This window comes from Mesorhizobium norvegicum (assembly GCF_004919685.1).
Lineage (GTDB): Bacteria > Pseudomonadota > Alphaproteobacteria > Rhizobiales > Rhizobiaceae > Mesorhizobium > Mesorhizobium norvegicum.
In genome coordinates this window covers 1-26,806 of record NZ_SMYZ01000061.1, presented here as the reverse complement: position 1 = coordinate 26,806, position 26,806 = coordinate 1, and the positions used below count along the sequence as shown (strand labels likewise).

27 protein-coding genes, 2 pseudogenes and 1 riboswitch are annotated in these 26,806 nt (G+C 63.0%); of the genes and pseudogenes, 15 read left to right on the top strand and 14 right to left on the bottom strand.

Annotation, left to right across the window (positions count from 1 at the left end):
* Positions 1-111: 111 nt before the first annotated feature.
* Positions 112-1,134 carry a substrate-binding domain-containing protein gene (locus FCU66_RS24980; RefSeq protein ID WP_136616417.1) on the bottom strand — a complete coding sequence of 341 codons (1,023 nt, stop codon included), beginning with the start codon at positions 1,132-1,134 and terminating at the stop codon, positions 112-114.
* 365 nt (positions 1,135-1,499) lie between these two features.
* Here FCU66_RS24980 and FCU66_RS24975 point away from each other — a divergent pair, with 365 nt between their 5' ends.
* The 5 genes from FCU66_RS24975 to FCU66_RS24955 all read left to right on the top strand — a co-directional run bounded on the left by FCU66_RS24975 (position 1,500) and on the right by FCU66_RS24955 (position 8,112).
* A complete protein-coding gene (locus FCU66_RS24975) occupies positions 1,500-2,855 on the top strand; it encodes an ABC transporter substrate-binding protein (RefSeq protein ID WP_136616418.1) in 1,356 nt (451 codons plus the stop codon).
* 263 nt (positions 2,856-3,118) lie between these two features.
* Positions 3,119-4,132 carry a carbohydrate ABC transporter permease gene (locus FCU66_RS24970; protein ID WP_109666829.1) on the top strand — a complete coding sequence of 338 codons (1,014 nt, stop codon included), beginning with the start codon at positions 3,119-3,121 and terminating at the stop codon, positions 4,130-4,132.
* A 1-nt stretch (position 4,133) separates the two neighbouring features.
* A complete protein-coding gene (locus FCU66_RS24965; protein WP_136616419.1) occupies positions 4,134-5,288 on the top strand; it encodes a carbohydrate ABC transporter permease in 1,155 nt (384 codons plus the stop codon).
* A 4-nt stretch (positions 5,289-5,292) separates the two neighbouring features.
* Positions 5,293-6,957: a beta-galactosidase BglA gene (gene bglA / locus FCU66_RS24960; RefSeq protein WP_136616420.1), complete on the top strand. Its 1,665-nt coding sequence runs from the start codon at positions 5,293-5,295 to the stop codon at positions 6,955-6,957.
* A 42-nt stretch (positions 6,958-6,999) separates the two neighbouring features.
* Positions 7,000-8,112, top strand: a complete 1,113-nt coding sequence (locus tag FCU66_RS24955) for an ABC transporter ATP-binding protein (protein ID WP_136616421.1) — start codon at positions 7,000-7,002, stop codon at positions 8,110-8,112.
* An 81-nt stretch (positions 8,113-8,193) separates the two neighbouring features.
* Here the strand turns inward: FCU66_RS24955 and FCU66_RS24950 are convergent, their stop codons facing one another.
* From FCU66_RS24950 to FCU66_RS24940, 3 genes are all read right to left on the bottom strand, one after another.
* Positions 8,194-8,484, bottom strand: coding sequence for a DUF680 domain-containing protein (locus FCU66_RS24950; RefSeq protein WP_246094004.1), 291 nt, complete (start codon positions 8,482-8,484; stop codon positions 8,194-8,196).
* Between the two features lie 9 nt (positions 8,485-8,493).
* Positions 8,494-8,703 (bottom strand): DUF680 domain-containing protein, encoded by a 210-nt coding sequence (locus FCU66_RS24945; RefSeq protein WP_136616422.1) that lies wholly within the window; start codon positions 8,701-8,703, stop codon positions 8,494-8,496.
* Positions 8,704-8,774: 71 nt separating this feature from the next.
* Complete coding sequence (locus FCU66_RS24940; protein ID WP_136616423.1) at positions 8,775-8,975, bottom strand: DUF680 domain-containing protein; 201 nt, start codon at positions 8,973-8,975, stop codon at positions 8,775-8,777.
* A 506-nt stretch (positions 8,976-9,481) separates the two neighbouring features.
* A riboswitch (cobalamin riboswitch) is annotated at positions 9,482-9,683 on the top strand.
* A 113-nt stretch (positions 9,684-9,796) separates the two neighbouring features.
* Between FCU66_RS24940 and FCU66_RS24935 the strand changes: the two genes are divergently transcribed.
* Genes FCU66_RS24935 through FCU66_RS24900 form a run of 8 tightly spaced genes read left to right on the top strand, consistent with a single transcriptional unit; the run spans position 9,797 to position 17,538 of the window.
* Complete coding sequence (locus FCU66_RS24935) at positions 9,797-11,044, top strand: aromatic ring-hydroxylating oxygenase subunit alpha (protein ID WP_136616424.1); 1,248 nt, start codon at positions 9,797-9,799, stop codon at positions 11,042-11,044.
* Between the two features lie 43 nt (positions 11,045-11,087).
* Positions 11,088-12,188, top strand: a complete 1,101-nt coding sequence (locus tag FCU66_RS24930; protein WP_136616425.1) for an FAD-binding oxidoreductase — start codon at positions 11,088-11,090, stop codon at positions 12,186-12,188.
* On the top strand, positions 12,100-12,738 hold the full coding sequence (locus FCU66_RS24925; RefSeq protein ID WP_246094005.1) for a PqqD family protein: 639 nt from the start codon (positions 12,100-12,102) through the stop codon (positions 12,736-12,738). Before FCU66_RS24930 ends, FCU66_RS24925 begins: the two co-directional genes overlap by 89 nt.
* 44 nt (positions 12,739-12,782) lie before the next feature.
* Positions 12,783-13,832 carry a serine kinase gene (locus FCU66_RS24920; RefSeq protein WP_136616426.1) on the top strand — a complete coding sequence of 350 codons (1,050 nt, stop codon included), beginning with the start codon at positions 12,783-12,785 and terminating at the stop codon, positions 13,830-13,832.
* Positions 13,829-14,581 (top strand): glycosyltransferase family 2 protein, encoded by a 753-nt coding sequence (locus tag FCU66_RS24915; protein WP_168991746.1) that lies wholly within the window; start codon positions 13,829-13,831, stop codon positions 14,579-14,581. Before FCU66_RS24920 ends, FCU66_RS24915 begins: the two co-directional genes overlap by 4 nt.
* A 55-nt stretch (positions 14,582-14,636) precedes the next feature.
* Positions 14,637-15,389: a glycosyltransferase family 2 protein gene (locus FCU66_RS24910; protein ID WP_136616427.1), complete on the top strand. Its 753-nt coding sequence runs from the start codon at positions 14,637-14,639 to the stop codon at positions 15,387-15,389.
* Positions 15,374-16,066, top strand: a complete 693-nt coding sequence (locus tag FCU66_RS24905) for a glycosyltransferase family 2 protein (RefSeq protein WP_246094003.1) — start codon at positions 15,374-15,376, stop codon at positions 16,064-16,066. Before FCU66_RS24910 ends, FCU66_RS24905 begins: the two co-directional genes overlap by 16 nt.
* A complete protein-coding gene (locus FCU66_RS24900) occupies positions 16,063-17,538 on the top strand; it encodes a nucleotidyltransferase family protein (RefSeq protein WP_136616428.1) in 1,476 nt (491 codons plus the stop codon). Before FCU66_RS24905 ends, FCU66_RS24900 begins: the two co-directional genes overlap by 4 nt.
* A 33-nt stretch (positions 17,539-17,571) precedes the next feature.
* On the opposite strand, the pseudogene FCU66_RS42840 reads toward FCU66_RS24900, so the two are convergent.
* The 9 genes and pseudogenes from FCU66_RS42840 to FCU66_RS24860 form a co-directional block, all read right to left on the bottom strand.
* A pseudogene (locus FCU66_RS42840) lies at positions 17,572-17,658 on the bottom strand (DNA-binding protein); the annotation flags it as partial.
* Between the two features lie 2 nt (positions 17,659-17,660).
* Positions 17,661-17,738: pseudogene (locus FCU66_RS42835) on the bottom strand (DNA-binding protein); the annotation flags it as partial.
* Complete coding sequence (locus FCU66_RS24890; RefSeq protein WP_136616429.1) at positions 17,735-17,968, bottom strand: AbrB/MazE/SpoVT family DNA-binding domain-containing protein; 234 nt, start codon at positions 17,966-17,968, stop codon at positions 17,735-17,737. The pseudogene FCU66_RS42835 and the gene FCU66_RS24890, both read right to left, overlap by 4 nt.
* A gap of 78 nt (positions 17,969-18,046) precedes the next feature.
* A complete protein-coding gene (locus FCU66_RS24885; protein WP_136616430.1) occupies positions 18,047-18,793 on the bottom strand; it encodes an FAD-binding oxidoreductase in 747 nt (248 codons plus the stop codon).
* The gene (locus FCU66_RS24880) at positions 18,790-19,401 is read right to left on the bottom strand and encodes a sulfite oxidase-like oxidoreductase (protein WP_136616431.1); all 612 of its coding nucleotides are present in this window, start codon (positions 19,399-19,401) and stop codon (positions 18,790-18,792) included. Before FCU66_RS24880 ends, FCU66_RS24885 begins: the two co-directional genes overlap by 4 nt.
* A gap of 151 nt (positions 19,402-19,552) precedes the next feature.
* The gene (locus FCU66_RS24875) at positions 19,553-21,082 is read right to left on the bottom strand and encodes a DegQ family serine endoprotease (protein ID WP_136616432.1); all 1,530 of its coding nucleotides are present in this window, start codon (positions 21,080-21,082) and stop codon (positions 19,553-19,555) included.
* Between the two features lie 256 nt (positions 21,083-21,338).
* Positions 21,339-22,058 (bottom strand): MBL fold metallo-hydrolase, encoded by a 720-nt coding sequence (locus FCU66_RS24870; RefSeq protein ID WP_136616433.1) that lies wholly within the window; start codon positions 22,056-22,058, stop codon positions 21,339-21,341.
* A gap of 35 nt (positions 22,059-22,093) precedes the next feature.
* Positions 22,094-23,260: a diphosphate--fructose-6-phosphate 1-phosphotransferase gene (locus FCU66_RS24865; protein ID WP_136616434.1), complete on the bottom strand. Its 1,167-nt coding sequence runs from the start codon at positions 23,258-23,260 to the stop codon at positions 22,094-22,096.
* 86 nt (positions 23,261-23,346) lie between these two features.
* On the bottom strand, positions 23,347-24,114 hold the full coding sequence (locus FCU66_RS24860) for a L,D-transpeptidase (protein WP_136616435.1): 768 nt from the start codon (positions 24,112-24,114) through the stop codon (positions 23,347-23,349).
* Positions 24,115-24,352: 238 nt separating this feature from the next.
* Between FCU66_RS24860 and FCU66_RS42565 the strand changes: the two genes are divergently transcribed.
* Complete coding sequence (locus FCU66_RS42565; protein ID WP_013528283.1) at positions 24,353-24,475, top strand: hypothetical protein; 123 nt, start codon at positions 24,353-24,355, stop codon at positions 24,473-24,475.
* Between the two features lie 157 nt (positions 24,476-24,632).
* The gene (locus FCU66_RS24850) at positions 24,633-25,256 is read left to right on the top strand and encodes a LysE family translocator (RefSeq protein ID WP_136616436.1); all 624 of its coding nucleotides are present in this window, start codon (positions 24,633-24,635) and stop codon (positions 25,254-25,256) included.
* 275 nt (positions 25,257-25,531) lie between these two features.
* On the opposite strand, the gene FCU66_RS24840 is transcribed toward FCU66_RS24850, so the two are convergent.
* On the bottom strand, positions 25,532-26,806 hold a 1,275-nt coding region (locus FCU66_RS24840; protein ID WP_136625450.1), incomplete at its 5' end, for an autotransporter family protein.

The following is a 26,806-nucleotide window of genomic DNA, read 5'->3' as shown; positions in this document are numbered from 1 at the left end:
AAAAGGTACCTGCTACGGCCGAGATGCGGCGCGTAGCGGCCATTCGCGTCGTGGAAGACGGACGTAGGCTTTGGGTCGAGCTCGATCGCTACAGGTGATTGAGTTCTGACCTCAGGCTGGCGCGCCGGCGACCGATCCCCTGACCACCAGGTCGACCGGCCAGACCTCGCCGCGGGCGCCCTCCTCCAGTCCGGAAATCCGTGCCGCCAGCCGCTCGGCGACGCGAGCGCCGGCGAGGCGTATCGATGAACGCGTCGTCGACAGCGGCACCGAAAAATTCTCCGGCCTCAGCCAGGGGAAGACATCGTCATGGGCGATCAGCGAGACGTCGCCCGGAATGCTCAGGCCGAGGTCGCGCACCGCGCGCACGACGCCCAGCGCCATGATCAGGCTGGAGCAGGCGATCGCCGTCGGCGCGTCGCCCTCTTCCAGCAAACGCCTGGTGGCGCGATAGCCGTTCTCCTCGGTCATCACAACCGAGCAGACATGGCGCTCGCCCAATGTCAGCCCGCTAGCGGCAAGCGCCCGGCGCACGCCGCGTTCGCGATGGATGGCGAAGGTCTCGCGATCGTCGCCGTTGATCAGCGCCAGCCGCCGGTGGCCGAGCTGGATCAAAAGCCTGGCCGCCTCGTGGAAGGCGCCCTCATTGTCGATATCGGTGAAGGCATAGTCGAAATCGAAACCTTCGCTGCGGCCATGGACGATGAAGGGAATGCCGAGCGTGTTGACCAGCGCCACGCGCCGGTCAACGGGCCTTGGCGAGGAGATGTAGACGGCGTCGACCTGCCGGTTGGCAACGATGCGCCGGTAGGTTGTCTCCTGGTCGTCGGCGTCGGCCGGCGACAGCACCAGGTCGAGTTCGTGCGAGCGGGCGTAGTCGCCGAGGCCGGACAGGAACTCGACGAAATGCGGATCGATGTCGACGGCGGCCCCCGTCGGCAGGACATAGCCGATCATCCCTGTCTTGCCGGTCGCCAGCCGGCGCGCGCTCGGATTGGGGCGGTAGCCGTGGCGCTTGGCGGCATCCATCACGCGCCGGCGCGTTTCCTCGTTGACCTCGGGATAGCCGTTCAGCGCACGGCTTACCGTGGTCTGCGAAAGTGCCAGCATATGGGCGAGCTGCTTGAGGTTCACGAAAGGTCTCCATTCCCTCAAAGCGCTTTTAAATTGAATCGACCCAAGTGCCGCAAGGGCCGGTCCATAGGAGGATGAAGCATAGACGCGGTTTGGGCCCGTTTGAAACAAAAATTGCTGCTGCACTGCCATAAAAGCATGTTGCAGCGCACTTTTTCTGTCGCAAATACGCGAAGTTAAATCGATTAGCTCGCCGGCCTCTTGACTTCCAAGCGATTCAATGGCGAGATCAAAAAAGCCAAAGCGCTTTGGAAGACTCTTCGAAAGGTTGCGGTTCCTTTCTGACTGAGTCACAGTCCTGCGGCGTCGGCGGGCGGAATGGAGGTTCCGTCCGGTGTGTGTGTGACCCACTGGGAGGAATACCGATGAAGAAAATGCTTTTGCTGGGTGCTGCGTTTGCCACGCTCGCCCTGAACGCGCCCGCGCATGCCGAATTGAAGTTCAAGCCGGGCGAAGACAAGCGCTTCAACTGGGCGAACTACGAAGAGCTCAAGAAGGTCGATCTCAAGGGTGAGACGCTGTCGATCTTCGGACCGTGGCGCGGCGAGGACGAAGGCCTGGTGCGCGGCGTTCTCGACTATTTCTCGGAAGCCACCGGCGTCGAGATCAAATACTCCTCCTCGGAGAATTACGAACAGCAGATCGTCATCGATACACAGGCCGGCAGCCCGCCCAACATCGCCGTGCTGCCGCAGCCGGGCCTGATCCAGGACCTGGCATCGAAGGGCCTTTTGACGCCACTCGGTGACGACACCGCCAAATGGGTCAAGGACAATTACGGCGCTGGCCAGTCATGGGTCGATCTCGGCACCTTCAAGGACAAGGACGGCAAGCCGGGCTTCTTCGCCTTCCCCTACAAGGCCGACGTGAAGTCGCTGGTCTGGTACTCGCCGGACAATTTCGAGGAAGCCGGCTACAAGGTTCCGAAGACGCAGGAAGAACTCGCCGATCTCGAAAAGAAGATCATCGCCGATGGCGGCAAGCCGTGGTGCATCGGCCTCGGCTCGGGCGGCGCCACTGGCTGGCCGGCAACCGACTGGGTCGAAGACCTGATGCTGCGCACCCAGCCTCCGGAAACCTATGACAAATGGGTGAAGAACGAGATCCCGTTCAACGATCCGGCGGTGGTCAACGCCATCGACATCTTCGGCAAGATCGCGACCGACGACAAGATGGTCGACGGCGGCGCCAAGGCGGTTGCGGCTACCGATTTCCGCGACAGCCCGAAGGGCCTCTTCTCGGTGCCGCCGAAATGCTACCTGCACCATCAGGCATCGTTCATCCCGACCTTCTTCCCGGAAGGCACCAAGGTCGGCCAGGACGCGGACTTCTTCTACTTCCCGCCCTACGCTTCCAAGCCTGAACTGGGCACGCCCGTGCTCGGCGCCGGTACGCTGGCGATGATCACGAAAGACAGCAAGAGTGCCCGCGCGTTCATCGAATTCCTGAAGATGCCGCTCGCCCATGAGATCTGGATGGCCGAGGGTGGTTTCGTGACGCCGCTCAAGTCGGTCAACAAGGATGCCTACGCCAGCGACGCGCTGAAGAAGCAGGGCGAAATCCTCGCCAACGCCTCGACCTTCCGCTTCGACGGTTCCGACCTGATGCCGGGCAAGATCGGCGCCGGCGCTTTCTGGACCGGCATGATCGACCTGGTCGGCGGCAAGTCCGCGCAGGATGTCGCCACCGACATCCAGAAGAGCTGGGACGCCATCAAGTAGGCGGCCGACAGGTAAGCGACCGATTGTTCGGCTGGACGTTTGGACCATCCGATCCTGACTGGATCCGGGCCCTGGAGGCCCGGATCCAACCGGCGGCCCGTGCCGCAGCGACTATCATGAGCACACAGACATCCGGCATGAAGCGCGATCAGCAAAAGGGAAAACCCGTCTTGCTTGGCGATCGCGCTCTGAACAACTGAATCGGCGCATCTCACCGCCCGGACCGTTCGGCTTTGGCTAGTGATGCGCAGGGGGAGGGACCCATGGCGGCTCAGATTTTCTCGGCCATATTCGTCATCATCGTCGGCGTCGGCGGTTGCGTCGCCTATTTCTGGGGCGCCAACAAGCTGGTCGACCTGATATTCCCGTCGCGCGGCGTCGCCGGTGCTGCGGCCATCGACAATCTGCGCCGGCAGGGGCTGGTCCGTCCCTGGCTGTTTGTTGGCCCAGCGATGATCATCCTGACCATCTACCTGATCTATCCGGTGGTCGAGACGCTACGGCTGTCCTTCCTCGATCGCGGCGGCATCAATTTCGTCGGCTTGGCCAATTACGAATGGGCTTTCGGCGACCGCGAGTTCCGCAACTCGATCCTCAACAACATCATCTGGCTGGCGGTCGTGCCCGCCGCCTGCACCTTCCTCGGGCTGATCATCGCCGTGCTCACCGACAAGATCTGGTGGGGCACGATCGCCAAAAGCCTGATCTTCCTGCCGCTGGCGATCTCCTTCGTCGGCGCCAGCGTGATCTGGAAATTCATCTACGAGTATCGTGGCGAGGGCCAGACGCAGATCGGCATCCTCAACGCCGTCATACAGCATTTCGGCGGCCAGCCGCAGGTTTGGATATCGCTGCCGTTCTGGAACAATTTCTTCCTGATGGTGATCCTGATCTGGATCCAGACCGGCTTTGCCATGGTCATCCTGTCCTCCGCCTTGCGCGGCATCCCGGAAGAAACGCTGGAAGCCGCCGTCATCGACGGTGCCAATCCGTTCCAGATCTTCTGGAAGATCATGGTGCCGCAGATCTGGGGCACCATCGCCGTCGTCTGGACCACGATCACCATTCTGGTGCTCAAGGTGTTCGACATCGTGTTGACCATGACCAACGGCCAGTGGAACAGCCAGGTGCTGGCCAATCTGATGTTCGACTGGATGTTCCGCGGCGGCGGCGATTTCGGCCGTGGCGCCACCATCGCCATCATCATCATGATCGCGGTCATTCCGATCATGGTCTGGAACATCCGCCAGGCGAACAAAGAGACGGGAGGACATTGAGATGGCCGTTGCGACCGGAAATTCCTTCGCCAGCCGCTTTGGCGTCCACATCGCCGTGCTTGTCTTTGTCGCGATCTGGACCATCCCGACGCTCGGCATCCTGGTCTCGTCGCTGCGCGACAAGAACCAGATCATCGCCTCGGGCTGGTGGAATTCGTTCTCCAGCTCCACCCAGACCGAAGCCGGCCGGCTGCCGGCCGCCTCTACGCAAGTCGAAAAGGACGGCAAGTTCGTCCTTCAGGGCAACATCTTCGGTGACGGTGCTGCCCGCAACATCAGCGCCTTCGGCGTCAAATCGGCGGCACCGACGCAATATCCTGCCGGCACGACAGCCGATCTCGGCGACGGCGTGACATTGCTGCTCAACGCCGACGGCAGCTTCGTCATGGCCTCGCCCAAGGCGTTCGACGGCGATCGCGGCCAGCGCGTCTACTATGCCTCGTCGGCGCCGCCGAAATTCACCACCGACAATTACAAGACGGTGTTGTTTTCGGAGGGCATCGGACGGTCGTTCATGAATTCGCTGACCGTCACCATCCCGGCGACCGTCATTCCGATCCTGATCGCCGCCTTTGCCGCCTATGCACTGGCCTGGATGCGGTTTCCCGGCCGGGCGCTGCTGATCGCGGTCATCATCGGCCTGCTGGTGGTGCCGCTGCAGATGTCGCTGATCCCGCTGTTGAAACTCTACAACGGCGTCGGCTCTTTCTTCGGCATGCCGTCGAAAACCTATCTCGGCATCTGGCTGGCGCATACCGGCTTCGGGCTGCCCTTCGCCATCTACCTGCTGCGCAGCTACATTGCCGGCCTGCCACGCGAAATCATGGAGTCGGCGCGCATCGACGGCGCCAGCGATTTCGAGATCTTCGTCAAGATCGTCTTGCCACTGTCGTTCCCGGTGCTGGCTTCGTTTGCCATCTTCCAATTCCTGTGGGTATGGAATGATCTGCTGGTGGCGATGGTTTTCCTCGGTACAGAGGCAGACCAGATCGTGCTGACCGCCAAGCTCAACGCCCTGTTGGGCTCACGCGGCGGCGACTGGGAGATCCTGACGACATCGGCTTTCGTGACCATCATCGTGCCGCTGATCGTCTTCTTCTCGCTGCAGCGCTATTTTGTCCGCGGGCTGCTTGCCGGCTCGGTGAAAGGAGGCTGAGACGATGCAATCCGCTTTGAAGGCCAACTCGAAGCCTGATCTCGCCATCGATAGCGACTGGTGGCGAGGCGCGGTGATCTACCAGATCTATCCGCGCAGCTACCAGGACTCGAACGGCGACGGCATCGGTGACCTCAAGGGCATCATCGGGCGGCTGCCCTACATCGCGGCACTCGGCGCAGACGCCATCTGGATTTCGCCGTTCTTCAAGTCGCCGATGAAGGATTTCGGCTACGACGTGTCAGATTACTGCGACGTCGATCCGATGTTCGGCACGCTGGCCGACTTCGACGCGCTGACTGCCGAGGCACACAGGCTGGGCTTGAAGGTGATGATCGACGAGGTGCTGTCGCACACCGCCGACAACCACCCATGGTTCAAGGAAAGCCGGTCGAGCCGCACCAACCCGAAGGCCGACTGGTACGTCTGGGCGGACGCCAGGCCGGACGGCACGCCGCCCAACAACTGGCTGTCGATCTTCGGCGGCTCGGCCTGGCAATGGGACACCAGCCGCCAGCAATATTACCTGCACAATTTCCTGGCCGAGCAGCCTGACCTCAATTTCCACAACCACGAGGTCCAGGACGCGTTGCTCGATGTCACCCGCTTCTGGCTGGAGCGCGGCGTCGATGGTTTCCGGCTCGACACCATCAATTTCTACTTCCACAGCCAGGGCCTGGAAAACAATCCGCCGCTGCCGCCGGAAGAGCGCAACGACCAGACCGCACCGGCGGTCAACCCCTACAACTACCAGGACCATCTCTACGACAAGAGCCGCCCCGAGAACCTCGGCTTCCTCGAACGCTTCCGCGCCCTGCTCGATGAATATCCGGCAACCGCCGCGGTCGGCGAGGTCGGCGATTCGCAGCGCGGGCTGGAAGTGGTGGCTGCCTACACCGCCGGCGGCAAGCGCGTGCACATGTGCTATTCCTTCGATTTCCTGGCACCGGAAAAGATCAGTGCGGCCAAGGTTCGTTCGGTGCTGGAATCCTTCGGCAAGGTCGCCAGCGACGGCTGGTCGTGCTGGGCCTTTTCCAACCATGACGTGATGCGCCCGGCCTCGCGCTGGGCCGCCAATGAGGCCGACCCGACCGCCTACCTCAAGGTGATCTCGGCGCTGCTGATGTCCTTGCGCGGTTCGGTCTGCATCTATCAGGGCGAAGAGCTTGGGCTCGGTGAGGCCGACCTGCGGTTCGAGGATCTGCAGGACCCCTACGGCATCCGCTTCTGGCCTGAATTCAAGGGCCGCGACGGCTGCCGCACGCCAATGGTGTGGGACGGCAGCGCCAGCAATGGCGGCTTCTCGTCGGCAAAGCCCTGGCTGCCGGTGCCGGCCAAGCATCTGGCGCAAGCGGTCAATGTCCAGCAGGGCGACGAGACTTCGCTGCTCGAGCATTACCGCCGCTTTCTCAGCTTCCGGCGCGCCCATCCGGCGTTGGCCAAGGGCGACATCACCTTCATCGAAAGTGAGGGGGACACCGTCGCCTTCACGCGCCGCGCCGGCAACGAGCAGATCGTCTGCGTCTTCAATCTGGGCGCCAAGCCGGCCGAGGTTGACCTTGGCAACCGATCGCTGCAACCTTTGCCGGGACACGGATTTTCGGGGCAGACGAGCAGCGGCGCCATAAAGCTCGGCGGCTATGGCGCCTGGTTCGGGCGTATCGACTGAATTTCAAATCACTTGAATTTCAAAATTACTGGGAGGAAACCAATGGCCGATGTCACGCTAAGACAAGTGAAGAAGTCCTACGGCAATCTGAACATTCTCCACGGCATCGACCTCGACATAAAGTCGGGCGAGTTCATCGTCTTTGTCGGCCCGTCGGGCTGCGGTAAGTCGACATTGCTGAGGTCGATCGCCGGGCTCGAGGAAATCACCTCCGGCGAGCTCAAGATCGCGGGCGAGGTTGTGAACGACGTGCCGCCGTCGAAGCGGGGCATCGCCATGGTGTTCCAGTCCTACGCGCTCTATCCGCACATGACCGTCTACGACAACATGGCGTTCTCGATGAAGATCGGCAAAGAGAACAAGGCCGAGATCGACCGCCGTGTGAAGCAGGCGGCTGAAATCTTGCAGCTGACCAAATATCTCGACCGCCTGCCCAAGGCGATGTCGGGCGGCCAGCGCCAGCGCGTCGCCATCGGCCGCGCCATCGTGCGCAATCCGAAAGTGTTCCTGTTCGACGAGCCGCTGTCGAACCTTGACGCCGCACTTCGCGTCGCCACCCGCATCGAAATCGCCAAGCTCAAGGAATCGATGCCCGCCACGACCATGATCTACGTCACCCACGACCAGGTCGAGGCGATGACGCTGGCCGACCGCATCGTGGTGCTCAAGGATGGCCATATCGAGCAGGTCGGCACGCCGATGGACCTCTACAAGAAACCCGGCAATCTGTTCGTTGCCCAGTTCATCGGCTCGCCGGCCATGAACATCCTGCCGGCGACCATCGACAAGACCGGCAACCCGACCGTCGTCAGCCATGTCGGCGGGCGCAAGGCAACCGTGCCGATCACGACGCCGGCTTCGGCGAAGGGTACCGCGGTGAGTTTCGGCGTGCGGCCGGAAGATCTGATCATCTCCAGCGGCGCTGACTATCTGTTCGAGGGAACGGTCGACTATGTCGAGCAGCTCGGCGAGGTCCAGCTGGTCTATATCGACATCGGCCGCGCCGATCTGCCGCTGGTGACCAAGCTGCCCGGCAATGTCGAGGTCAAGCGCGGTTCGACATTGCGGCTGAGCGCCAATGGCGAGGACTTGCATATCTTCGATGCGGACGGACATTCCTTTGCGCTGCAAAAGCCGGAAGCAAAGGCGGCCTGAGGCGGAACCATCTCGACGACGACGTAAAAAAGAGCGGCGGGCCAAGGCCCGCCGCTCTTTTCTGGACATCAGCTTCGGCTGTTAGCGGCCGAAGAGGTTCCGGTCGCTGCCCTGAGGGGCGGACTTCTGCACATCACCCGACGAATTGAGCAGCTTGTAGACGGGCGATTCGCTGTTGCGGATCGAGCCCGTATGCGAGGTGTCGACGTTGACGGTCGCCTGCTTGTTGATGTCGGTGCCGCCAACGTTGTCGTTGCGGGCATAGGCGCTGCCGGCGGCGATCAGAAGAGCGGCGGCAGTAAGAACAATCTTTTCATTTTTGATACTCCGGTATTTTCGAATCTGAGGTGGCGGGCTGACCCGCCGCCTCACGGTCGGATGTTAGTTGTTGCCGAACAGGTTGCGGTCGCTGCCATGGTTGACAGGCGCCTGCGTGGCCGGCTCCGACTTCTTGACGGAAGCCGTGTACGAGCTGTCGACGGCGGTGGTGGCAGGCTGGTTGGCGCCATTGGAGCCAAAATTGTCGCTGCCGGCGAAGGCACTGCCGGTGATGGCCAGAACGGCGGCGGTAGCAAGAATGATCTTCTTCATTTCAAGTCTCCTGAATTTTTGGATTTCGCCAGGGCGGCGGGCGAACCCGCCGTCAATTGGTGATTCGGCTGTTAGCGGTTGCCGAAGAGGTTACGGTCGCTACCCTGAGCAGGCGTCTGAGCAGCCGGTTCCGACTTCTTGATCGAAGCGGTGTACGAGCTGTCGGCAGCAGTGGCTGCCGGGGCGTTCGAACCATAGTGGTCGCTACCATTAGCGAAGGCGCTGCCGGAAATGGCCAGAAGGGCGGCGGCAGTGAGAATGATCTTTTTCATTTTATGTACTCCAGTATTTTTCCCGTCCGTCTAGCGGCGTGTCTTGGGAGGAAATCGCGTCGTTCGGACAGCCCCGATGTGGTAGGGCCGGTCTGCCTTTTCCAATCACGAAGTTGTTCCGTGTGGACCATGAAACCACCACTTGAAATTGCGCCAAGGGCGTCTACGCCATATATTTTTCTCTTTTATTTCAAATATTTAGGCAAAAACTGCGCATGGATCACCAACTGTTTCGGAGGCCCAGCGTTCACACCGTCTTGCACGCACCGTCAACAGAAACGAACCGTTCGGTTCGATTTTAGAACGAGCTAATAGTCACTTTTCGAAACTGTTAACCTTTTTTGACCCCGGTCAGGGATCGGTTTCGAGGAGATTGCGGACGGGGAACGGCCGCCGCGGAGATAGGATATCAGCTCCGCAATCGCCAACCGGAACGTTTCGCGTCCCGTGTCGCGCCGCATGGATACGATGTCGTTTTCATGCCGATGGCGCGTCCGCGATCGTGGTTAGATCATGCCATCTCAGGTGCCGCTTCGTGACGACGGGGCGGAGAATTGGGAAGCCGGTCAGAATCCGGCGCTGCCCCCGCAACGGTGGTGGAGTTCAAGTCGCAACGGGAGACCACTGGGCAACTGCCTGGGAAGGTGTCGCGATGGTCCGCAAGGACAACTCCAGAGCCCGGAAACCAGCCCGAGATTTCTAGACTCGACTGATCGCGGTGGGCGGTCAAGAGGTGGATAGTGCATGTCCGGCTTATCGCCGGCCTGCGTCCAATCCTTCCTCCGTCACCACCAGTTCAGTCCTTAAAGCGAGGACAGGACATGGATATTCGCAACGACATGCTGAGGCTCTTGAACAGCCGCCGGCAAGGCTTTTCGCTAGAGCAGCCCTTCTACACCGATCCGGATTATTTCAAGCTAGACATGGAGCTGATCTGGTATCGCGACTGGCTGTTCATCGGCCACGATTGCGAACTGCCTAAGCCGGGCAGCTACATCACAGTGCAGATCGGCGACTATCCGGTCGTTCTTGTCCGCGACCAGCAAGGCAAGATCAACGCCTTCCACAATTCCTGCCGCCATCGCGGCAGCCGCGTCTGCAACACCGAGAAGGGTACGGCGGCAAAGCTCGTCTGCCCCTATCACCAGTGGACCTATGAGCTCGACGGCCGCCTGCTGTTTGCCCGCCAGATGGCCGACGGTTTCGACAAGAGTGAGTTCGGCCTGAAGCCGGTCGCCTGCGAGAGCGTCGGCGGCTACATCTTCATCTGCCTGGCCAAGGAGCCGGCGGACTTCGCGCCGATGCGGGCGATGATCGAACCCTATCTTTTGCCGCACCGTTTGCGCGAAGCAAAGATCGCCTTCGAGAGCACAATCATCGAGAAGGGCAACTGGAAGCTGGTCTGGGAAAACAACCGCGAGTGCTACCACTGCGCCGCCAATCATCCCGAGCTGTGCAAGACCTTCCCCGAGGCGCCGACCGTGACCGGCGTCAACGGCGCCGACAGCGACCCTGAGATGGTCGCGCACTGGGCCAAATGCGAGGCATCAGGCCTGCCGAGCAAATTCCGCATCGATCCGGCCGGACAGTATCGCGCCACCCGCGCGCCGCTGCTGCGCGATGCCGTCAGCTACACCATGACCGGCAAACTGGCGGTGAAGAAGAACCTCTCCGACACTGTGTCCGCCGACCGGATCGGCACCTTGATGCACTATCACTATCCGACGACCTGGAACCACATCCTCATCGATCACGCGGTGACGTTCCGGGTGCTGCCGATCAGCGCCACGGAAACGGCGGTGACGACCAAGTGGCTGGTGCACAAGGATGCGATCGAGGGCGTCGATTACACCATCGAAGACCTCACCCATGTCTGGACCGAGACCAACGACCAGGACCGCCGCATCGTCGAGGAAAACGCCTTCGGCATCCTGTCGCCCGCCTATGAGCCGGGCCCCTATTCCGAGCTGCACGAAGGCGGCGTGATCCAGTTTGTCGAATGGTACGCGTCGTTCATCGGGCCACGCCTTGCCGAGGGCGGCCGGCGGGCGCTGCGCAGCGTCGCCTAGTGCACGGCATGCACAGAACAAAAGGGACAAGGGGATGAATGCGATGACGGATCTTGGCCTCTATCGCCATCTCGACCAGATGACGCCGTGGAACGACAGGCTGCAGGTGCTGGAAGTGATCGGCGTCAGCGACGAAGCGCCCGACGTGAAGACCTTCACCTTCCGCTCCGACAACCAGACCTGGTTCCGCTACAAGCCGGGCCAGTTCGTGACGCTGGAACTGCCGACATCAGACGGGCCGCTGATGCGCACCTATACGCTGTCGTCCTCGCCGTCGCGGCCGTTCTCGATCGCGGTGACGGTGAAGGCGCAGGCGGGCAGCGCAGGCACGCGCTGGATGTTCGACCATCTGACGCCGGGCTCGCACGTCAAGGCCTATGGGCCGACAGGCGACTTTTCGCTGCACAGCCACCCGGCGGCCAAGTATCTGTTCATTTCGGCAGGCTCCGGCGTGACGCCGATGATGTCGATGCTGCGCTGGCTGAACGACTGCGCGCCATGGACCGATGTCGGCTTCGTCAACTGCGCGCGCCGCCCGGAAGAAATCATTTTCCGCAAGGAACTCGAGCTGCTCGGCAGCCGCATGCCCGGCCTGTCGCTCGGGTTCATGATCGAGGAGCGGTCGAGCCGCGAGGGTTGGTTCGGCCATATGGGCCGCATCGATGCGATCCGGCTGCCGCTGCTGGCACCCGATTTCCGCGAGCGCGAAATCTTCTGCTGTGGCCCCGATCCCTTCATGCGCGCCGTGCGCGGCATGCTGGACTCCGCCGGCTTCGACATGACGAAATACCATCAGGAGAGCTTTGCGGCGCCTGTCGTGGAAGAAATCCCGGCGCCGTTCACCTCGCCGGCTGAAAACGGTGCCGCAATTATCGTCGAAGCCGCGACGCCGATCCGTTTCGCGCTTTCGGATGTCGACGCCGAATGCGTCGCCGGCCAGACGGTGCTGCAAACGGCACGGGCCTCGGGCGTGCGGATTCCCGCCGCCTGCGAGTTCGGCCTGTGCGGCACCTGCAAGGTGAGGAAGGTCGCGGGCGACGTCGAGATGAGCCACAATGGCGGCATCCTCGATCACGAAATCGACGACGGTTTTATCCTCGCCTGTTGCTCAAAACCGCTTTCGGCGCTCGAAATCGAGGCGTGATCCGCTTGGAGCCGCCGGCGCTCCTTGGCTTGCCAACAAAGAATCGAGTGTTTACAGGCGTTACAAGCTGAGCGACGGTGCCGACCGGCGATTGCTCGCGCAGCTGCGGGGGCCGAGAGCAATGCGTCATACCGACGTCTACGCAATTTCGAGCAAGGACATTGTCTTTGAATCCTTCGACGGCGAGGCCGTCGTGCTCGATCTTTCGAGCGGGAAGTATTTTGGATTTTCCGATTCGGGCAGCAGGATCTGGCAGGCGCTGTCGTCCGGCGTCGATGCCCAGGCTCTGATCGGGCTGACCGCTGGCGCCTCGACGATTGGCCCGGCTGAACTCCAAGGCTTCGTATCGCAATTGCTCGAACTGGGACTGCTGGTTCGCCTGGATGCGCCGCCGCAGCCGCTGCCCGGCGAACTGCTTGCCGAGCTTGCCGCCACGAGCGAGCCGCTCACCGTGAGCGTTCACGACGACCTGGCGGACCTGATCGTCGTGGATCCCATCCATGAAGTCGAGGAACCCGTTGGCTGGCCGGCGGTCAAACAGGCATCCTGACGAGCCGCCGCTTGCATCGCGATAGAAGGGCACTGGACCTGGCCATGTCGCGCGTCACTCTCGAAACCCTGCCGGATTACGCCCGATATCTCATCGCCGCCGCTGAACGTGCGGCCGCGTACAATCCGGTCGCGCGCAAGATCCGCCTGCCCCGGCTGGAGCTTACCGCGCATCTCGGCCCCGGCGTGCTGGCGGATGCGCTCGGCAATGCTTTTGCCGAGACCAGGGATGATCAGCCGGAAACGTCCCGTTGCCGCATTTTCATTGTTCATCCAGGCATCCCCGGCATCCCCGAGCCGGCCAGCTGGGGCGACGCACATTTCACCGAGCACGGCTTTGCCAAGCGGCTCGCCGAGGCCGGGTTGCGTGGCCACCATTTTCACGATCTCGACTTCTGGCAGTTCTACGATCCGCAACGTCGCGTTGGCGTGCAATTGATGGCCTCGACCGACGCCTTTCCACCGTGGGAGCCGGGAGCGCCGCTGCGGGCTTTCCTGCATTGGGAATATGCGGCGCGCGGCATGCGCCTTGCCCATGCAGGCACGCTCGGCGCCAATGGCAAGGGCGTGCTGCTCGCCGGCGCGGGCGGCGCCGGGAAATCCGGGACCGTCGCTGCCGGCCTCCTCAACGGGCTGGACAGCGTCGGCGACGACTATGTGCTGATCGACCTCGCCAATGGCGTGACTGCACGCCCGCTGTTTTCAACACTCAAGCAGGATCCCCAGGGGTTTGCGCGGCTTGGGCTCAAGCACCGCTTGCCGGCCCATGGTCCGCTCAACTGGCAAGGCAAGCATGCTTTTCACATTGGTGACATTGCGCCTCGGCCGGTGCCAGAAACTCTGGACATCGTTGCGCTGGTGGTGCCACATATCGGTGGTGGCGGGGCAAGTTCGATCGTGCCGGTGTCGCGCAGGGATGCCATGATTGCCTTGGCGCCGTCCGGCATAGCGCAGATGCCGGGCGAGCGGGAAAGCGGCTTTCGCTTCTTCAGCGACCTGACCCGCCTGCTGCCATGCTACCGTCTGTCGCTGGGAACGCAGCCACAGGAGATAGCCGGCACGATTGCGGACTTTCTCGCGCGGGGCGCTTCGTGAAACTGAGCGTGATCATGCCTGTCTACAATCGCGAGCGCTATGTCGTTTCGGCATTGCGCTCGCTGGTGCGGCAGCGTGACGCCGCCGATCTCGACATCATCGTCATCGATGACGGCTCGACCGACGGCTCAGTGGAGGCCGTGCACTCGATGATGCGCGAGACCCCCTGCATCCGTCTGTTCCAGCAATCCAACATGGGCGTCGCCAAGGCGCGCAATGCCGGGCTGCGGCAACTGCCGCCGGACGCCGCGTTCGTGTCGTTTCTGGATTCCGACGACATCTCGCTGGCCGGGCGGTTCAAGACGGATCTCGCGCGCTTCAAAGCCGATTTCAGCCTGGAGCTGACCTATTCGCTGATGACGCTGGCCGACCGGATTGACGACGAGCGGCTGGAGCCGACAGTCGACAGCCGCACGATGACACTGCGCGGAATTTCGCTGGCCACCGCCCTGTTCAAAAGGGGGCTTGTCGACCGGACGGGCCAGTTCGATGAGGATTTCGAGCAGGCCGAGGACACTGATTATCTGCTGCGCGTTTTCGAAACGGGACCGAACTACGAATTGACGGACGCCGTCGCGATCTACTACCGCCGCCACGCCGGGAATGTTACCAAGGAGCATAGCGGCAGGGTCCGTAACCACTTGCGTGCAATCCACAAGTCGATGCGACGGCGCAAGGCCGATCCGTCGCTGCGCGCGGTCCAGGGAATCTTCGAACTGAAGAGTCCCGCTGATTGGCAGATGCTATGATGCTCGACGCAATCGGGCCGTATCGGCCAAGCCCGGAACGGTCGTGGCGCCGCCGATGAGGCTGAGCGTCATCATGCCGGTCTACAACCGCGAGGCTTTTGTCGGTTCGGCCCTGCGCTCGCTGCTGAGGCAACGCGACGCAGCCGATCTCGACATCATCGTCATCGATGACGGTTCGACCGACGGATCGGCGGCGGTCGTGCGGTCGTTGATCGACGAGGCCCCGTGCATTCGTCTTTTCCAGCAGACCAATGGCGGGGTCACCAAGGCGCGCAATGCCGGGCTGAAACAGTTGCTTTCGCAGACTCGCCTGGTGTCGTTTCTCGATTCGGACGACATCTCCCCGATAGGCCGCTTCACGGCGGATCTCGCCTGCTTCGAAGAGGATCCTGGCCTCGACCTGACCTATTCGCGCATGACGCTGGTGGACAAGATAGATGGCGAGACGCTGGAACCGGCCGCCGACAGTCACTCCATCACCGTGCGAGGGATTCACCTGTCAGCCGGGATCTTTGCGCGAGACCTCATCGACCGCATCGGCGGCTTCGACGAGGACTTCAAACAGGCCGAGGACACCGACTATCTGCTGCGTATCTTTGAGAGCCAAGCAAAATACGTTATGCCCGATACGGTGGCTCTCTATTACAGGCGTCATCCCGGCAACATGACCAAGGAAGCCGATGTGCCCTTTCGCGAGTTCATGCGCGCCATTCACAAGTCGATGAAGCGTCGCAGGGCCGACCCCAGCTTGCGCCGAGTGGAGGGAATCTTCGACTTCAAGGATCTCGCGCAGTGGCGATTCCTGTAATGGCAGGCTACGGCGTCGTCATTCCGGCTTTCAACGCGGCCACCACCATAGGCCCGGCCCTGAACTCCGTTCTGGCCCAGACGGTAAAGGCGGAAGCCATCGTCGTGGTCGATGACGGTTCGACCGACGATACCGCTGCCGTGATCGACGCGATGAACCTGCCGGTGACGGTTCTGCGGCAAGAGAATGCGGGGCCCGGAAGCGCCACGACCAAGGGGTTTGCCGCACTCTCTACTCCGTTCGTCGCGACGCTCGATGCCGACGACCTGTGGCTGGCGGACAAGATCGAAAAGCAACTGGGCTATCTCGACCGTCATCCCGCAACAGCGGGCGTTTTTACGAACTGGCGGACGTTTCGCGGTGACAGGCCCGATTTGCCCGAGACGGCCAGTGTGGCGGGCTGGTCGCGCACGACGATGATGATCCGCCAGGAGGTGGTGCCGACCGTCGGTCCTATCATCGACCCACCAGGTGGACGCGGCGAGATGATCGACTGGATCGCTCGGGTTCGTGAGGCAGGCTTTGTCCTTGCCATGCTCGACGACGTGCTTGCATTGCGCCGCATCAGGCCTGGCAGCCTTTCCTATGGCCGCGATCCGGAACGCGACCGCGGCTATCTCCAGGTGGCAAGGCTCGCCATGCAGCGGCGGGCCCAGAACAAGGCGGGCTCCAGTTGAAAGCCAGGCCCGTTCGCCGCATCGGGCGTCGCTTCCCGGACTATGGTTGGTCCTGGCCGACCGGCCAGCTCGACCAGTTGCTCAAGGCGGCGCTGCTCTCCGATGAAGACGCAGCCGCCGGCTGCGCCGCGCGCTGGCTGGACGAGAACGACATCGACCTTGTCTCGTTTAGAGAACACCGGTTGCTCGCTGCCATCTCCGACAGGTTCGGCAGGAAGCTTGCCGGCCATTCCGCCTATCCGCGCCTTGTCGGCCTGCAGAAGATGCTGTGGACCAAGTCGCGCATGGCGATGCGCGAAGCCGAGCCGGCGCTGAAGGCAATGGTCGACGGCTGCGCCGACATCATGCTGATAAAGGGCGCCAGCCGCATTGCCTTGAATGCGTCGGCGCAGCGCGGCCGGGTCGCGCACGACATCGATATACTGGTGCGCCCGCGCGACATGGCTGCCGTCTTCGACATCTTGCGCGATCGCGACTGGCAGATCGCCTCGGGCGTCAGCGCGCAATATCTGCGAACCCGGTTGGCGTCGCTGCGGTCGATGAACTTCTTCAAGGGCCGTTTCGGCGACGTCGACCTGCACCAGCTCGGCTATGACGGGTCGCAGACAAGCGCGGAAGACGATCTGGCGATCTGGCAAAGGGCGATCCCGGCCGAATTCAGCGGCGTCTCGGTCTTCGTGCCGTCGCCGGCCGATCGCATGGCCCTGGCCATCGGCCATGGCGGCCTCGACGCCCACACCCATAGCGACTGGCTTGTCGATTGCGCCGTCGCCATCCATAGCGGAGACGTCGACTGGGACGTGTTCCTCGACATCGTCGGCAGACGCGGCCTGGCCGTTCCGGCGGCGGTGGCATTGTCCTATCTGGCGTTTGAGATCGGCATTGCGGTGCCGGAGCCGACATTGGCCAGAATCTTCGAGATGGCCGACCGGGCTGGCCTGTCGCGCTGGTCGTCGGTTCTGCAGGCCAAGCCGCGCACGGATTTCGGCGGCCTTGTCTGGCTGTCGCGCGGGCTTGCCAAGCAATTGCGCCTGAAGCGGAAGAAGGGCCGGTTGCAACAGGAGCCGCCCGCCAAGGCCTGGCGCGGCAGACCGGCCGCGCGCAAACGGCAAGCCGCACCGGCGCCATTGGCGTTTTCGCAGGCCATCGCCTGTCCGCAAACGACCGGCGACATGATGCTTGATATCACCGTCAGGATCAGTGTTCCGCCGGTCCGACGCCGCATCGAAATGGAAATCAATGCCGGTGACGACCATATCGCTCGGCTGCGCGCCATGGCCATCAGCCGATCCGGTAGGGAACGCGTGCTGCATTTTCGCGGCAAGGTGACGCTCGACGGCGCGCGGGATGCATTGACGCTCGAAGCGCGGCCGTCGCGCCAGTTTCGCGAATGGAACGACGAGGCCACGGTGGCTGCTTATGGCGCCTTGCCTTTCCAGCTGCTGTCGGCGGAGTTCTCGCCGGTTGGCTGAAGAGCGAAGGCCCCTCCGGCAGCCATCAGGGTCCGGAGTGATCAGCCTCAAAGATGGGAAATAGGTCCGGTAGCGGCCGACATCACGGGTCAGGAGCGGAAGCCTGGCGACGGTGGCATGGGCTGCGCGACCGACCAGCCCGCCCAATTCGGGTCGTCCGTGGCAAGGTCGAGCAGAATATTGGTGTCGACGAGCGTCACGCTTCGCCACGCGTCAGCGCCGTGATCGCGTCGGTCGTGAGCCCCTCGCCGGCATGGCCGCGCAACTTGGCGAAGCGGCTCGCAGGCGGGCTTTTGTCAGCACGAACCAGCACCACGCTGCCATCGGCGGCGCGTCGGAAATCGACCCTGCTGCCCGGGACGATCCCCAAGAGATCGCGGACCGGTTTGGGAATGGTCACTTGTCCCTTTGCCGTAACGGTGGTGGCCATCTTCACTCCTTGGCTCGAATTTCAATGCTTGAACCGCCGGGCCTCGACCGAACCGTCAGCTCCAGGGGCAGCGTCCGTTCAAACTCCATACCGTTCGGTGCGAATGTTTTCCGCTGCAACGCCGGCATCGATCAGCGCCTGGGCGGCGGCAGAAACGAACGCATTCGAGCCGCAGACAAAGGCGAGACCGGGCGGCTCGGGCAGCCGCACCATCGCTTGCGCCATCATCGCAACATCCACCCGCCGCGAATAATCGGCGGGACGACGTGCGGCCTCGCGCGTCAGCGTCAGCACCAGATCGAAGCCGTGTTGGCGATCGTCGAGGGTGATCAGTTCGTCACGAAAGATCACTTCGTCCCAGACCCGGGCTGAAAAGACCAGGACGACGGGCACGCTTGAATTCTGCGCGGCGCGATGACGGACCATCGACATCAAGGGAACGACGCCCGAACCGCCGCCGACCAGCACAAGCGGACCATTCTCATCTTCTGGCCAGACGAAATGCCCGCCGAGCGGTCCGCGTAGTTCGATTTCGTCGCCAATTGCCGCGACCTCGTGGAAGAATGGCGAAACCTCGCCATCGTCGAGTTTTTCGATCGCCAGTTCGATCACGCCGCCACTCTCGGGTGCCGAGGCGATGGAATAGGAGCGGCGCGCCTGATAGCCGTCCGGCGCCGTCAGCCTGACGTCGACATGCTGCCCGGCGCGATAGGCGAAGGGCCGAGACGGCTGGAAAAAGAAGCTGGTGACACGCGGCGTGCGCTTTTCGATGCGGACGATCTTGGCCATCTGCCAAGGCGATTGCACTGCTGCCGCATCGCTCATGGATCGTCCGTGTAGCGCTGCTCGCGCCATGGATCGCCATAGATATGGTAGCCGCGCAATTCCCAGAAACCGGGTTCGTCGCGCGTGGTGAATTGCAGGCCGTTCAGCCATTTGGCCGACTTCCAGAAATAGAGATGCGGAACGAGCAGCCTTGCCGGGCCGCCATGGTCCGATGTGATCGGCTTGCCTTCGTAAAGCAGCGCCACCATGGCCTTGCCGGCGGTGAGATCCTTGACCGGCACATTGGTGGTGTAACCGTCGAACGCGTGCGCCAGCGTGAAGCCGGTCGGCGGCTCCAAACCCGCGTCGGCAAGGATGTCGTCGACCAGCACGCCCTGCCACGGCGTGTCGAACTTGGTCCATGCGGTCACGCAATGGATGTCGCGCGTCATCTTGGTCAGCGGCAGCGCGTTGAACTCGGCCCAGCTCCATTTCTTGATCGGGCGTGGCCCATGTTTCAGCGTGAAAGACCAGTCCTCGGTGCGCACGCGCGGCGTGGGACCGGCCGACAGCACTGGAAAACCCTGTTCGAGATATTGGCCCGGCGGTATGCGCGCATCGCCATCGGTTGGCGGGCGCCGTCCTGAAGAGAAACCCCGGGTGACCATCGCGGCAATCCCCATTGCATCAGGCCACTATCGGCCTGATGCAATGTTCTCGAAGATGTCGTGGCGGGCAACCGAAATCTTGACGGCAGAGGCCGCCAGGGATCGTCACCGACCAGCCCTGCCGATCCTGCGTTGACGTCAACGTTGCGGTTCAGCCATTGGCGAAAGGCACCGCGACATAGATCTGGCCGCCATCGCGCTCGACCAGCAGAAGGACAGATTTGCGGCCGGACCTGCCGGCCTGGGCGATCGCCTGCGTCACTTGCCTGGCGCTCTTCACCGGCACCTGATTGACGGCGACGATGATGTCACCGGCCTGGATTCCGGAAGCCGCTGCAGCCTTGTCGGGATTGACGCTGGCAACCACCGCGCCGTGCTGATTGTCGGCGAGATTCATCTGCTGGCGGATGTCAGGGGTGATGTCCATCAGGCCAAGCCCCATTGCCGGAACGCGCGAGCCTTGCTCGGCGCTTGGCGTGCCGGACCCGTCGTCCAACGACGCGGTCTTCACGTCGTCGGTGTTGCGCCCGACATCAACGGAAATATCCATGGCCTTGCCTTTGCGCCAGACGTCCAGCGTCTCCCTGGCGCCGGCAGCGACATCGGCGACCGCCCGCGACAGGTCCTTAGGATCCTTCACATCCTGCCCGGCAAAGCTGGTGATGACGTCGCCGGTCTCGACGCCGGCCCTGGCCGCCGGCGAACCGTCATTGACTTGCGAAACCAGCGCGCCGCCAGGATGATCGAGGCCGATGGCGCTTGCCACGTCCGGCGTCACCGGCTGGATCTCGACACCGAGATAGCCGTACTGGATGGAGCCGTCCTTCATCAGCTTGGCGACCACCTTCTCAGCCTGGTCGGACGGGATGGCGAAGCCGACGCCAACACTACCGCCATTGGGCGAATAGATCGCCGTGTTGATGCCGACGACATTGCCGTTCACATCGACCAGCGGACCGCCGGAATTGCCATGGTTGATCGGCGCGTCGATCTGGATGAAATCGTCAAACGGCCCGCTGTGCAGATCGCGGCCGCGGGCCGAAACGATGCCTGCGGTGACCGTGGTGCCGATGCCGAACGGATTGCCGATCGCCAGCACCTGGTCGCCGGTCATCAACCTGTCGGAATCGCCCCATTTGACGGTGGGCAGGGGCTTGTCGGACTTGATCTTGAGCACGGCGAGGTCATTCTTGGCGTCGCGGCCGACGAGCTTGGCGGGAAGCTCCGTGCCATCGTCGAGCGTCACCTTGATGGAAGAAGCGTTGTCGACGACGTGATTGTTGGTGACGATGGTGCCGTCGGCCGCAACGATGAAGCCGGAGCCGAGCGCCTCGGAACGCTGCGCCGGCTCCTGCGGCGGTGTGCGCGGGGCGGGCATGCCCTGGTCGCCGAAGAACTGACGGAAATAGTCGTCGAATGGCGAGTTGCCGAGCGGCATGCCGTCATCGGCGCTTGCCGGCTGCGCCTTCATGACGGTGGTGACCGTCACCACCGCGGGCTTGTCGGCCGCCACGATCGGGGCGAACGAGCCATTGGGTGCCGTCACGCCGGCCATAGGGGTCATGGTGCCTGCCTGGGCATGATTGGCCCTGACGACGGAGAACGCGACAGGGCTGATGATGAGGGCGGCGCCGAGCAGCGCGGCGACGCGATGTCTGCGAAGAATTCGAAGGGATGACATGATCGTTGTCCGTGCGAGACATTGGTCCGGCGCCGTGGCCTGTTCCTGGGAGGGGAACGGCCCATCCAGCGTATCGGCCTTCGCGGTTGCCGGTCTCGCTTCATGCGGCAGCCGGTCGGGTCGACGAACCCCGATCTAGGGCGCCGATGCGGGCAAATTAGGTTTTTTCGCCGATATTACAAAGATTTAATTCTTTGGGGATGATGAGCGGGCCTACGGCTTGACGGCTGCTGCCAGCTCACGGTCGCGGCGAGGCTCAGACCTTGCCGGTCTGCCTGACGTAAGCCGTTGCAATCTCGCGCATGCGCTTGCCGTCGAAGCTCGGTCCGTGGCCGCCATGACCAATGCGGATCGGCAGGTCGAGCAGGCGCTGCATCGTGCTGATATAGGCGGCCCGGTCGGAGTCCGGCAGGCTGTCGATCAGCGTGTCGTCATAGATGGCGTCGCCGCTGAAGAACAGGCCGTCAGCCTCATCGAACAGCGCGATCGAATCCGGCGAATGGCCCGGCAGATGCAGCACGCGAAACTGCCGGTCGCCGAGATCGACCACATCGCCCTCGTCGAGGGTTCGCGTCAATGGAGCGGACGGGATCTTGTAGTCGGCCGCCTTCCAGCCCGGCGCCGGCAGTTTCGAGACGGCGCCTTCGAGATCGTGGAACATGTAAGCGTAGGTCGCCGCCTCATCCATGCTCTCGAATTGTTCTGCGCTCATCCTTGGCCCGGCCCGCAACGGAAATTCGTGCAGCGAGCCGACATGGTCGAGATGGATGTGGGTGGCGACGACCAGCAGCGGCTTGCCGTCGGGCGTCTCGATCTCGGGCGCCAGCGGACAGATGCCCATGCCGGTGTCGACCAGCAGGTCGGCATCGCGGCCGCGCAGATGCCAGATGTTGGCACGCACATAGGCATGCACGAACGGCTCGGTCAGCATTGTCGTCTTGTCGTCGACGATGCGCCTGCTGAACCAGTCCGGCATCAAGTGTGAGTCCGGCATGAGAAGTGAGCCAGGCATCAGACGAAGGGCTTCCCGACCTTGTACTTTTCCGGCACCAGCCGCTTGAGATAGGCCATGCCGGCATCCGACAGCTGATTGACATCGGGCTTCATGAAATCGTCCGGCATGTGGCGGGTCTTGCCGGCGACGTTCTTCAACGGCACCTTCTTCAGCACCGTTTTGGTGCCGTCATATTGCAGGGCCACCGAGCCGCCGCCCTGTTCGGCGACAGTGACGGCGAAAGCGCCGGCATCGAAAGCCTCCTGCGCGTCGACCGCGCTGATAGCGCCGATATAGCCGCGCGGCATGTAACCGAGCGCGTCGACGCGGGCTCGCTTGCCCGGCAGCCCTTCGGCCAGCGCGCGCTCGAGTGCGGCCGGCAGGTCGCTGCCCGACAGCTTGACGTTGCCATGGGCGTCGCGCTCAAGCTTGTCCGGCGGCACCAGGCTTTCGACCAGCGCCTTGCCATCGGCGGTGCTGACACCTTCCGACACGGCGACGATGCAACGCTTGTGGCGATCGAGCGTGGCGCGGACGTCGTCGATGAAGCCGGCGGCCGAGAATGGGCGCTCGGGCACATAGACAAGGTGCGGGCCGCTGTCGGGGTCGAGCTGCCAGGCAGCGGCCGCGGCGGTGAGGAAGCCGGCATGCCGGCCCATGACGATGCCGACATAGATGCCGGGCAGGGCGCGGAAATCGAGATCGACGGAGAGGAAGGCGCCAGCGACGAACTCGGCCGCCGAAATGAAGCCCGGCGTGTGGTCGTTTTCCTCGAGATCATTGTCGATGGTCTTTGGCGCATGGACGAAGGCGATCTTGCCGCCGGCGGCGTCGGTCAGGATTTGCTGCGTGCCCGACGTGTCATTGCCGCCGATGTAGATGAAGGCGTCGGCGCCGGCTTTCTTCAGGCCGTTGAGGATGACATCGCAATAGGCGGCATCCGGCTTGTCGCGGGTCGAGCCAAGGGCCGCACTTGGGGTTCCGGCAATCAGCCGCAGACGCTCCTCGGGAATGGCCGAAAGGTCGACATAGTTGCCGTCACGGATGCCGCGCACGCCGTGGATGGAGCCCAGGACCTTGGCGCCGGGATGCCGCTTGCGGATCTCCAGCGTCGCCCCGACCACCGTCTGGTTGATGACGGCGGTTGGGCCGCCGCCCTGCGCGATGACAAAAGTTCCGGCCATTCCTGACGTCTCCCGAGCGATGAATCCTCAGGCACATTCGCCTGTCTTGCAGCATCGTGCAACGGGAGAGTCGGCGGACTAAACGATCAGACGACCACGACCGGGTTTTTCTTGGAGACGCGGCTGTAGAGGTCGATGATGTCCTGGTTGATCAGGCGCACGCAGCCCGACGACATCGCCTGACCGATGCTCCACCATTCGGGCGAGCCGTGGATGCGATAGCCGGTGTCCTTGCCGTCCTGGTAGATGTAGAGGGCGCGTGCGCCGAGCGGGTTGGTGAGGCCGCCGGGCTGGCCGGCCTGCCATTTCACCAGTTCCGGCTTGCGCGCGATCATCTCGGGCGGCGGCGTCCAGGTCGGCCATTCCCTGCCGTACTGGATGTTGGCGCGGCCGGACCAGCGGAAGCCGTCCTTGCCGATACCAACGCCGTAGCGGATGGCATCGCCGCCCGGCTGCACGAGATAGAGCATGCGCTCCTGCAGATGAACGACGATGGTGCCGGGCGCCTCGCCTGTCGTGTCGACGACGATCTGGCGGCGGAATTCGGACTTGACCTTGAGATAGGGCACTTCCGGCAGATTGAAGCCGCCATCCGTCATCGCGGCATACATGACGCCGGGGCTGGTGATGTTCTTGTCGACGCTGATGCTTGGCCGGATCGGCCGCACGGAGCCGGTGGTAACGTCGTCCAGCTCGAGCGCCGGCAGGCCACCACCCGAGGTTGAGCAACCGGCGGCGCTGAGCAGCGCGAGCGCCCCTGCCCCGGACAGGATGGCGCGGCGGGAAAGATGATGATCGGTTTCGAATGCGTCGCCGTTTCGCGGCGGCGTCAGACCTTGCGGCAACTCACGCATATACCCAAACCCTACGCTGTCGGCGGGAAGCACGGTCCGGCCGGATAGCAGGTATTTTCATCATTCATGGTTGATAAAGCGTGAAGACCTTGCATGGCCTGCGTTTGCGCGTGGCCCGCGGGCGCTCGACCTTCCTGCCTGACCATTGACTGGGAGCTGCTGCACAAAAAGACCTCGGTCGGGTCATAATCCCGGCACTGGTGTTTCCTACCCCTCAAGCGATCAGCGAGGGGCCTCCATGTGCAAGACGTTAAAAACCGACATCAAGCTTTTTGCCGCTGCCATTGTCGCGGCAGCAACCGTTCTCGGTGCCAATGTCAGCCTGGCCGATATCGTGAGCACGCTGAGCGGCGCGAACTGACGCCGATCTGCCGTTGGCGCAATTGATACCGCAGCAATTCCAGGAAAAGTGCTTGGCGGTCTACCGTCCGGAATTTGCGTAAAAACAAAGAACACGCCTCTTTACATTCTCCCAGGGCTCAGGATTTATCCTTTTCTTTAACCCAAGGGAGACAAACATGTCCTTCGAAAACTGGGCCGCCTTCACCGCAGCGTCGACGATCCTTCTCATCATTCCGGGTCCGACCATCCTGCTGGTCGTGTCGTACGCGCTGGGCCAGGGCTGGCGCACAGCGCTGCCGATGGCCGTTGGCGTGGCGCTGGGCGACTTCACCGCGATGACCTTGTCGATGCTGGGCATCGGCGCGCTGCTGGCGGCTTCGGCGACCGTCTTCACCATCCTGAAGCTGATCGGCGCAGGCTATCTGATCTATCTCGGCGTGAAATTGTTTCGCGCGGGCGGCGCGCTGAAAGCCGAACCGCGCACCGATGCGGTGTCGTCGGCCAAGATGATGGCGCATGCATGGCTAGTCACCGCGCTCAACCCGAAAAGCATCACCTTCTTCGTCGCCTTCCTGCCGCAGTTCCTCGACCGGCACGCCGATTTCTGGACGCAGATGCTGATCTTCGAGACGACCTTCCTGGCGCTCGCCTTCGCCAATGCCTTCGGTTATGCGCTGATCGCGGCACGCGCACGCAACGTGGTGCGCAATCCCAAGGCAATCCGCATCTTCAACCGCACCGGCGGCACGCTGCTGGTCGGCGCCGGCATCGCCACAGTGGCGATGCGTTCGGGTAACTGAGCATCGGGTTGGATTCGCTTAGGACGCGGCGTTAGCGCTGCCCCTCATTGTCCTGCCGGACATTTCTCCCCGTATAGTGACGGGGAGAAAGACGCCGTCATCCACGGTTTCGCCAATCATCAGTGGTGCAAAAAGGGCGCCAGCGTTGCGACAGTCCCCTTCTCCCCGTCACTATACGGGGAGAAGGTGCCGGCAGGCGGATGAGGGGCGGCGCAGACCTTGCTGCAGAAAACAGATGTCGCAAGCGGCATCATACGACTCCATCATGGCCTGTTTCACCATTTGACGCTGAAGCCGAGATTGCCTTCGAGGATACGGCGTTTGTCACCGCCGAGATTGGTGGTGTAGCCGCCGGTGGCGAAGATGCTGACCTTGTCCGTCACCTTGGCGATCACGCCGCCGCCGAATTCGAACGAGGTCGATTTGCCCTCGGTCGAGATATCGGTGGTGTCGAAATTGACATGGCTGGTACCGCCGAAGTCGTGCCAGATGTTGGCTTTGAGGTAGGGCTGCAGCGGCACGCCGTTGATAGCAGTCTCGCCCTGCAGCCGCACGCCCAGCCGGCCGGTGACGCTGTCGTTGGAATCGAAGGAAACCGACGAGAAACGGTCCGAAGCATCGTCGAGCGCCAAATGCTGCCAGACCAGTTGCGCCTGCGGTTCAAGCGTCCAGCCTTGCGCCAGCGCAATCGGATAGCCGCCCTCCAGCGAAGCGGTGACGCCGGTTCCGCCGATGTCGATGCCGACGTCACGCGACGATGTTGCGTTGCCGCCGAAGAAGGTGGCCATGAGGACGCCGTCCAGATACCAGCCGCTTTGGCCGATACGGGTCCAGTAGCCGCCGACACTGGTGCCGGTGAGATCCATGCTGCCGACGGACAAATTGTTCCAGCCCAGCGCCTGGCCGCGCACGTCGCCATTCATGCTGGCATAGGCGATGAACAGGCCGGCGCGGTCGGTCTGGCCTGACGACGTTTCGCGGCCGAACACGTCGAAGCCCGCCTGCAGGCCGAACAGGGTGCCGTCGAAGGACGGCGACACCGTTCCCGAATACGCCATCTTGCTATCCTGGCCGAAAATGCGGCCCCAGACCGGCGACAGCTCCGTGTTCGACAGCAGGCTCTGCTCGCCGCGCCGTTCGTGGAAGGTGCCGAGCGTCGTCATCGCCAGATGTTCGGCGACCGGCGGCAAGGCCGAATAGACCGGAACCTCGATGCGATAGAGCAGGATTTCCTCTCCCGCGGCCGGTGTTGGCAGGTCGGGCGCCGCCGTCGGCACCACCGGTGGCGGGGGTGGCGGATCCGCCACCGGTGCCGGCGGTGGCGGCGGTGGTGGCTCGGGCTCCGGATCGCTTGCCTGCACCGGCGGCGTCGGGTCGACAGGCGGATTGTTGATGTCGCCCTCGGTCGGCGGCGGCGTCGGCGGCAGCTCGGAAGGCGGCGGGGGCGGTGGCTCGACCGCCGGCGGCTCCGGTTCCGGCTGCGGGGTGGGTTCGAGCGCTGGCGGGGCTGCGGCCGGCGGGGCCGGCGTGTTCAGCGTCGAGCGCAGGTA

Coding starts and splice junctions, on each gene's coding strand:
- FCU66_RS24885 (WP_136616430.1), bottom strand. CDS start 18,793: ATGAGCGATGCGGCAGCAGTGCAATCGCCTTGGCAGATGGCCAAGATC.
- FCU66_RS24880 (WP_136616431.1), bottom strand. CDS start 19,401: ATGGTCACCCGGGGTTTCTCTTCAGGACGGCGCCCGCCAACCGATGGC.
- FCU66_RS24965 (WP_136616419.1), top strand. CDS start 4,134: ATGGCCGTTGCGACCGGAAATTCCTTCGCCAGCCGCTTTGGCGTCCAC.
- FCU66_RS24970 (WP_109666829.1), top strand. CDS start 3,119: ATGGCGGCTCAGATTTTCTCGGCCATATTCGTCATCATCGTCGGCGTC.
- FCU66_RS24925 (WP_246094005.1), top strand. CDS start 12,100: ATGGCGGCATCCTCGATCACGAAATCGACGACGGTTTTATCCTCGCCT.
- FCU66_RS24865 (WP_136616434.1), bottom strand. CDS start 23,260: ATGGCCGGAACTTTTGTCATCGCGCAGGGCGGCGGCCCAACCGCCGTC.
- FCU66_RS24890 (WP_136616429.1), bottom strand. CDS start 17,968: ATGGCCACCACCGTTACGGCAAAGGGACAAGTGACCATTCCCAAACCG.
- FCU66_RS24875 (WP_136616432.1), bottom strand. CDS start 21,082: ATGTCATCCCTTCGAATTCTTCGCAGACATCGCGTCGCCGCGCTGCTC.
- FCU66_RS24920 (WP_136616426.1), top strand. CDS start 12,783: ATGTCGCGCGTCACTCTCGAAACCCTGCCGGATTACGCCCGATATCTC.
- FCU66_RS24930 (WP_136616425.1), top strand. CDS start 11,088: ATGACGGATCTTGGCCTCTATCGCCATCTCGACCAGATGACGCCGTGG.
- FCU66_RS24850 (WP_136616436.1), top strand. CDS start 24,633: ATGTCCTTCGAAAACTGGGCCGCCTTCACCGCAGCGTCGACGATCCTT.
- FCU66_RS24860 (WP_136616435.1), bottom strand. CDS start 24,114: ATGCGTGAGTTGCCGCAAGGTCTGACGCCGCCGCGAAACGGCGACGCA.
- FCU66_RS24870 (WP_136616433.1), bottom strand. CDS start 22,058: ATGCCGGACTGGTTCAGCAGGCGCATCGTCGACGACAAGACGACAATG.
- FCU66_RS24945 (WP_136616422.1), bottom strand. CDS start 8,703: ATGAAGAAGATCATTCTTGCTACCGCCGCCGTTCTGGCCATCACCGGC.
- FCU66_RS24975 (WP_136616418.1), top strand. CDS start 1,500: ATGAAGAAAATGCTTTTGCTGGGTGCTGCGTTTGCCACGCTCGCCCTG.
- FCU66_RS24910 (WP_136616427.1), top strand. CDS start 14,637: ATGAGGCTGAGCGTCATCATGCCGGTCTACAACCGCGAGGCTTTTGTC.
- FCU66_RS24935 (WP_136616424.1), top strand. CDS start 9,797: ATGGATATTCGCAACGACATGCTGAGGCTCTTGAACAGCCGCCGGCAA.
- FCU66_RS24940 (WP_136616423.1), bottom strand. CDS start 8,975: ATGAAAAAGATCATTCTCACTGCCGCCGCCCTTCTGGCCATTTCCGGC.
- FCU66_RS24955 (WP_136616421.1), top strand. CDS start 7,000: ATGGCCGATGTCACGCTAAGACAAGTGAAGAAGTCCTACGGCAATCTG.
- FCU66_RS42565 (WP_013528283.1), top strand. CDS start 24,353: ATGTGCAAGACGTTAAAAACCGACATCAAGCTTTTTGCCGCTGCCATT.
- bglA (WP_136616420.1), top strand. CDS start 5,293: ATGCAATCCGCTTTGAAGGCCAACTCGAAGCCTGATCTCGCCATCGAT.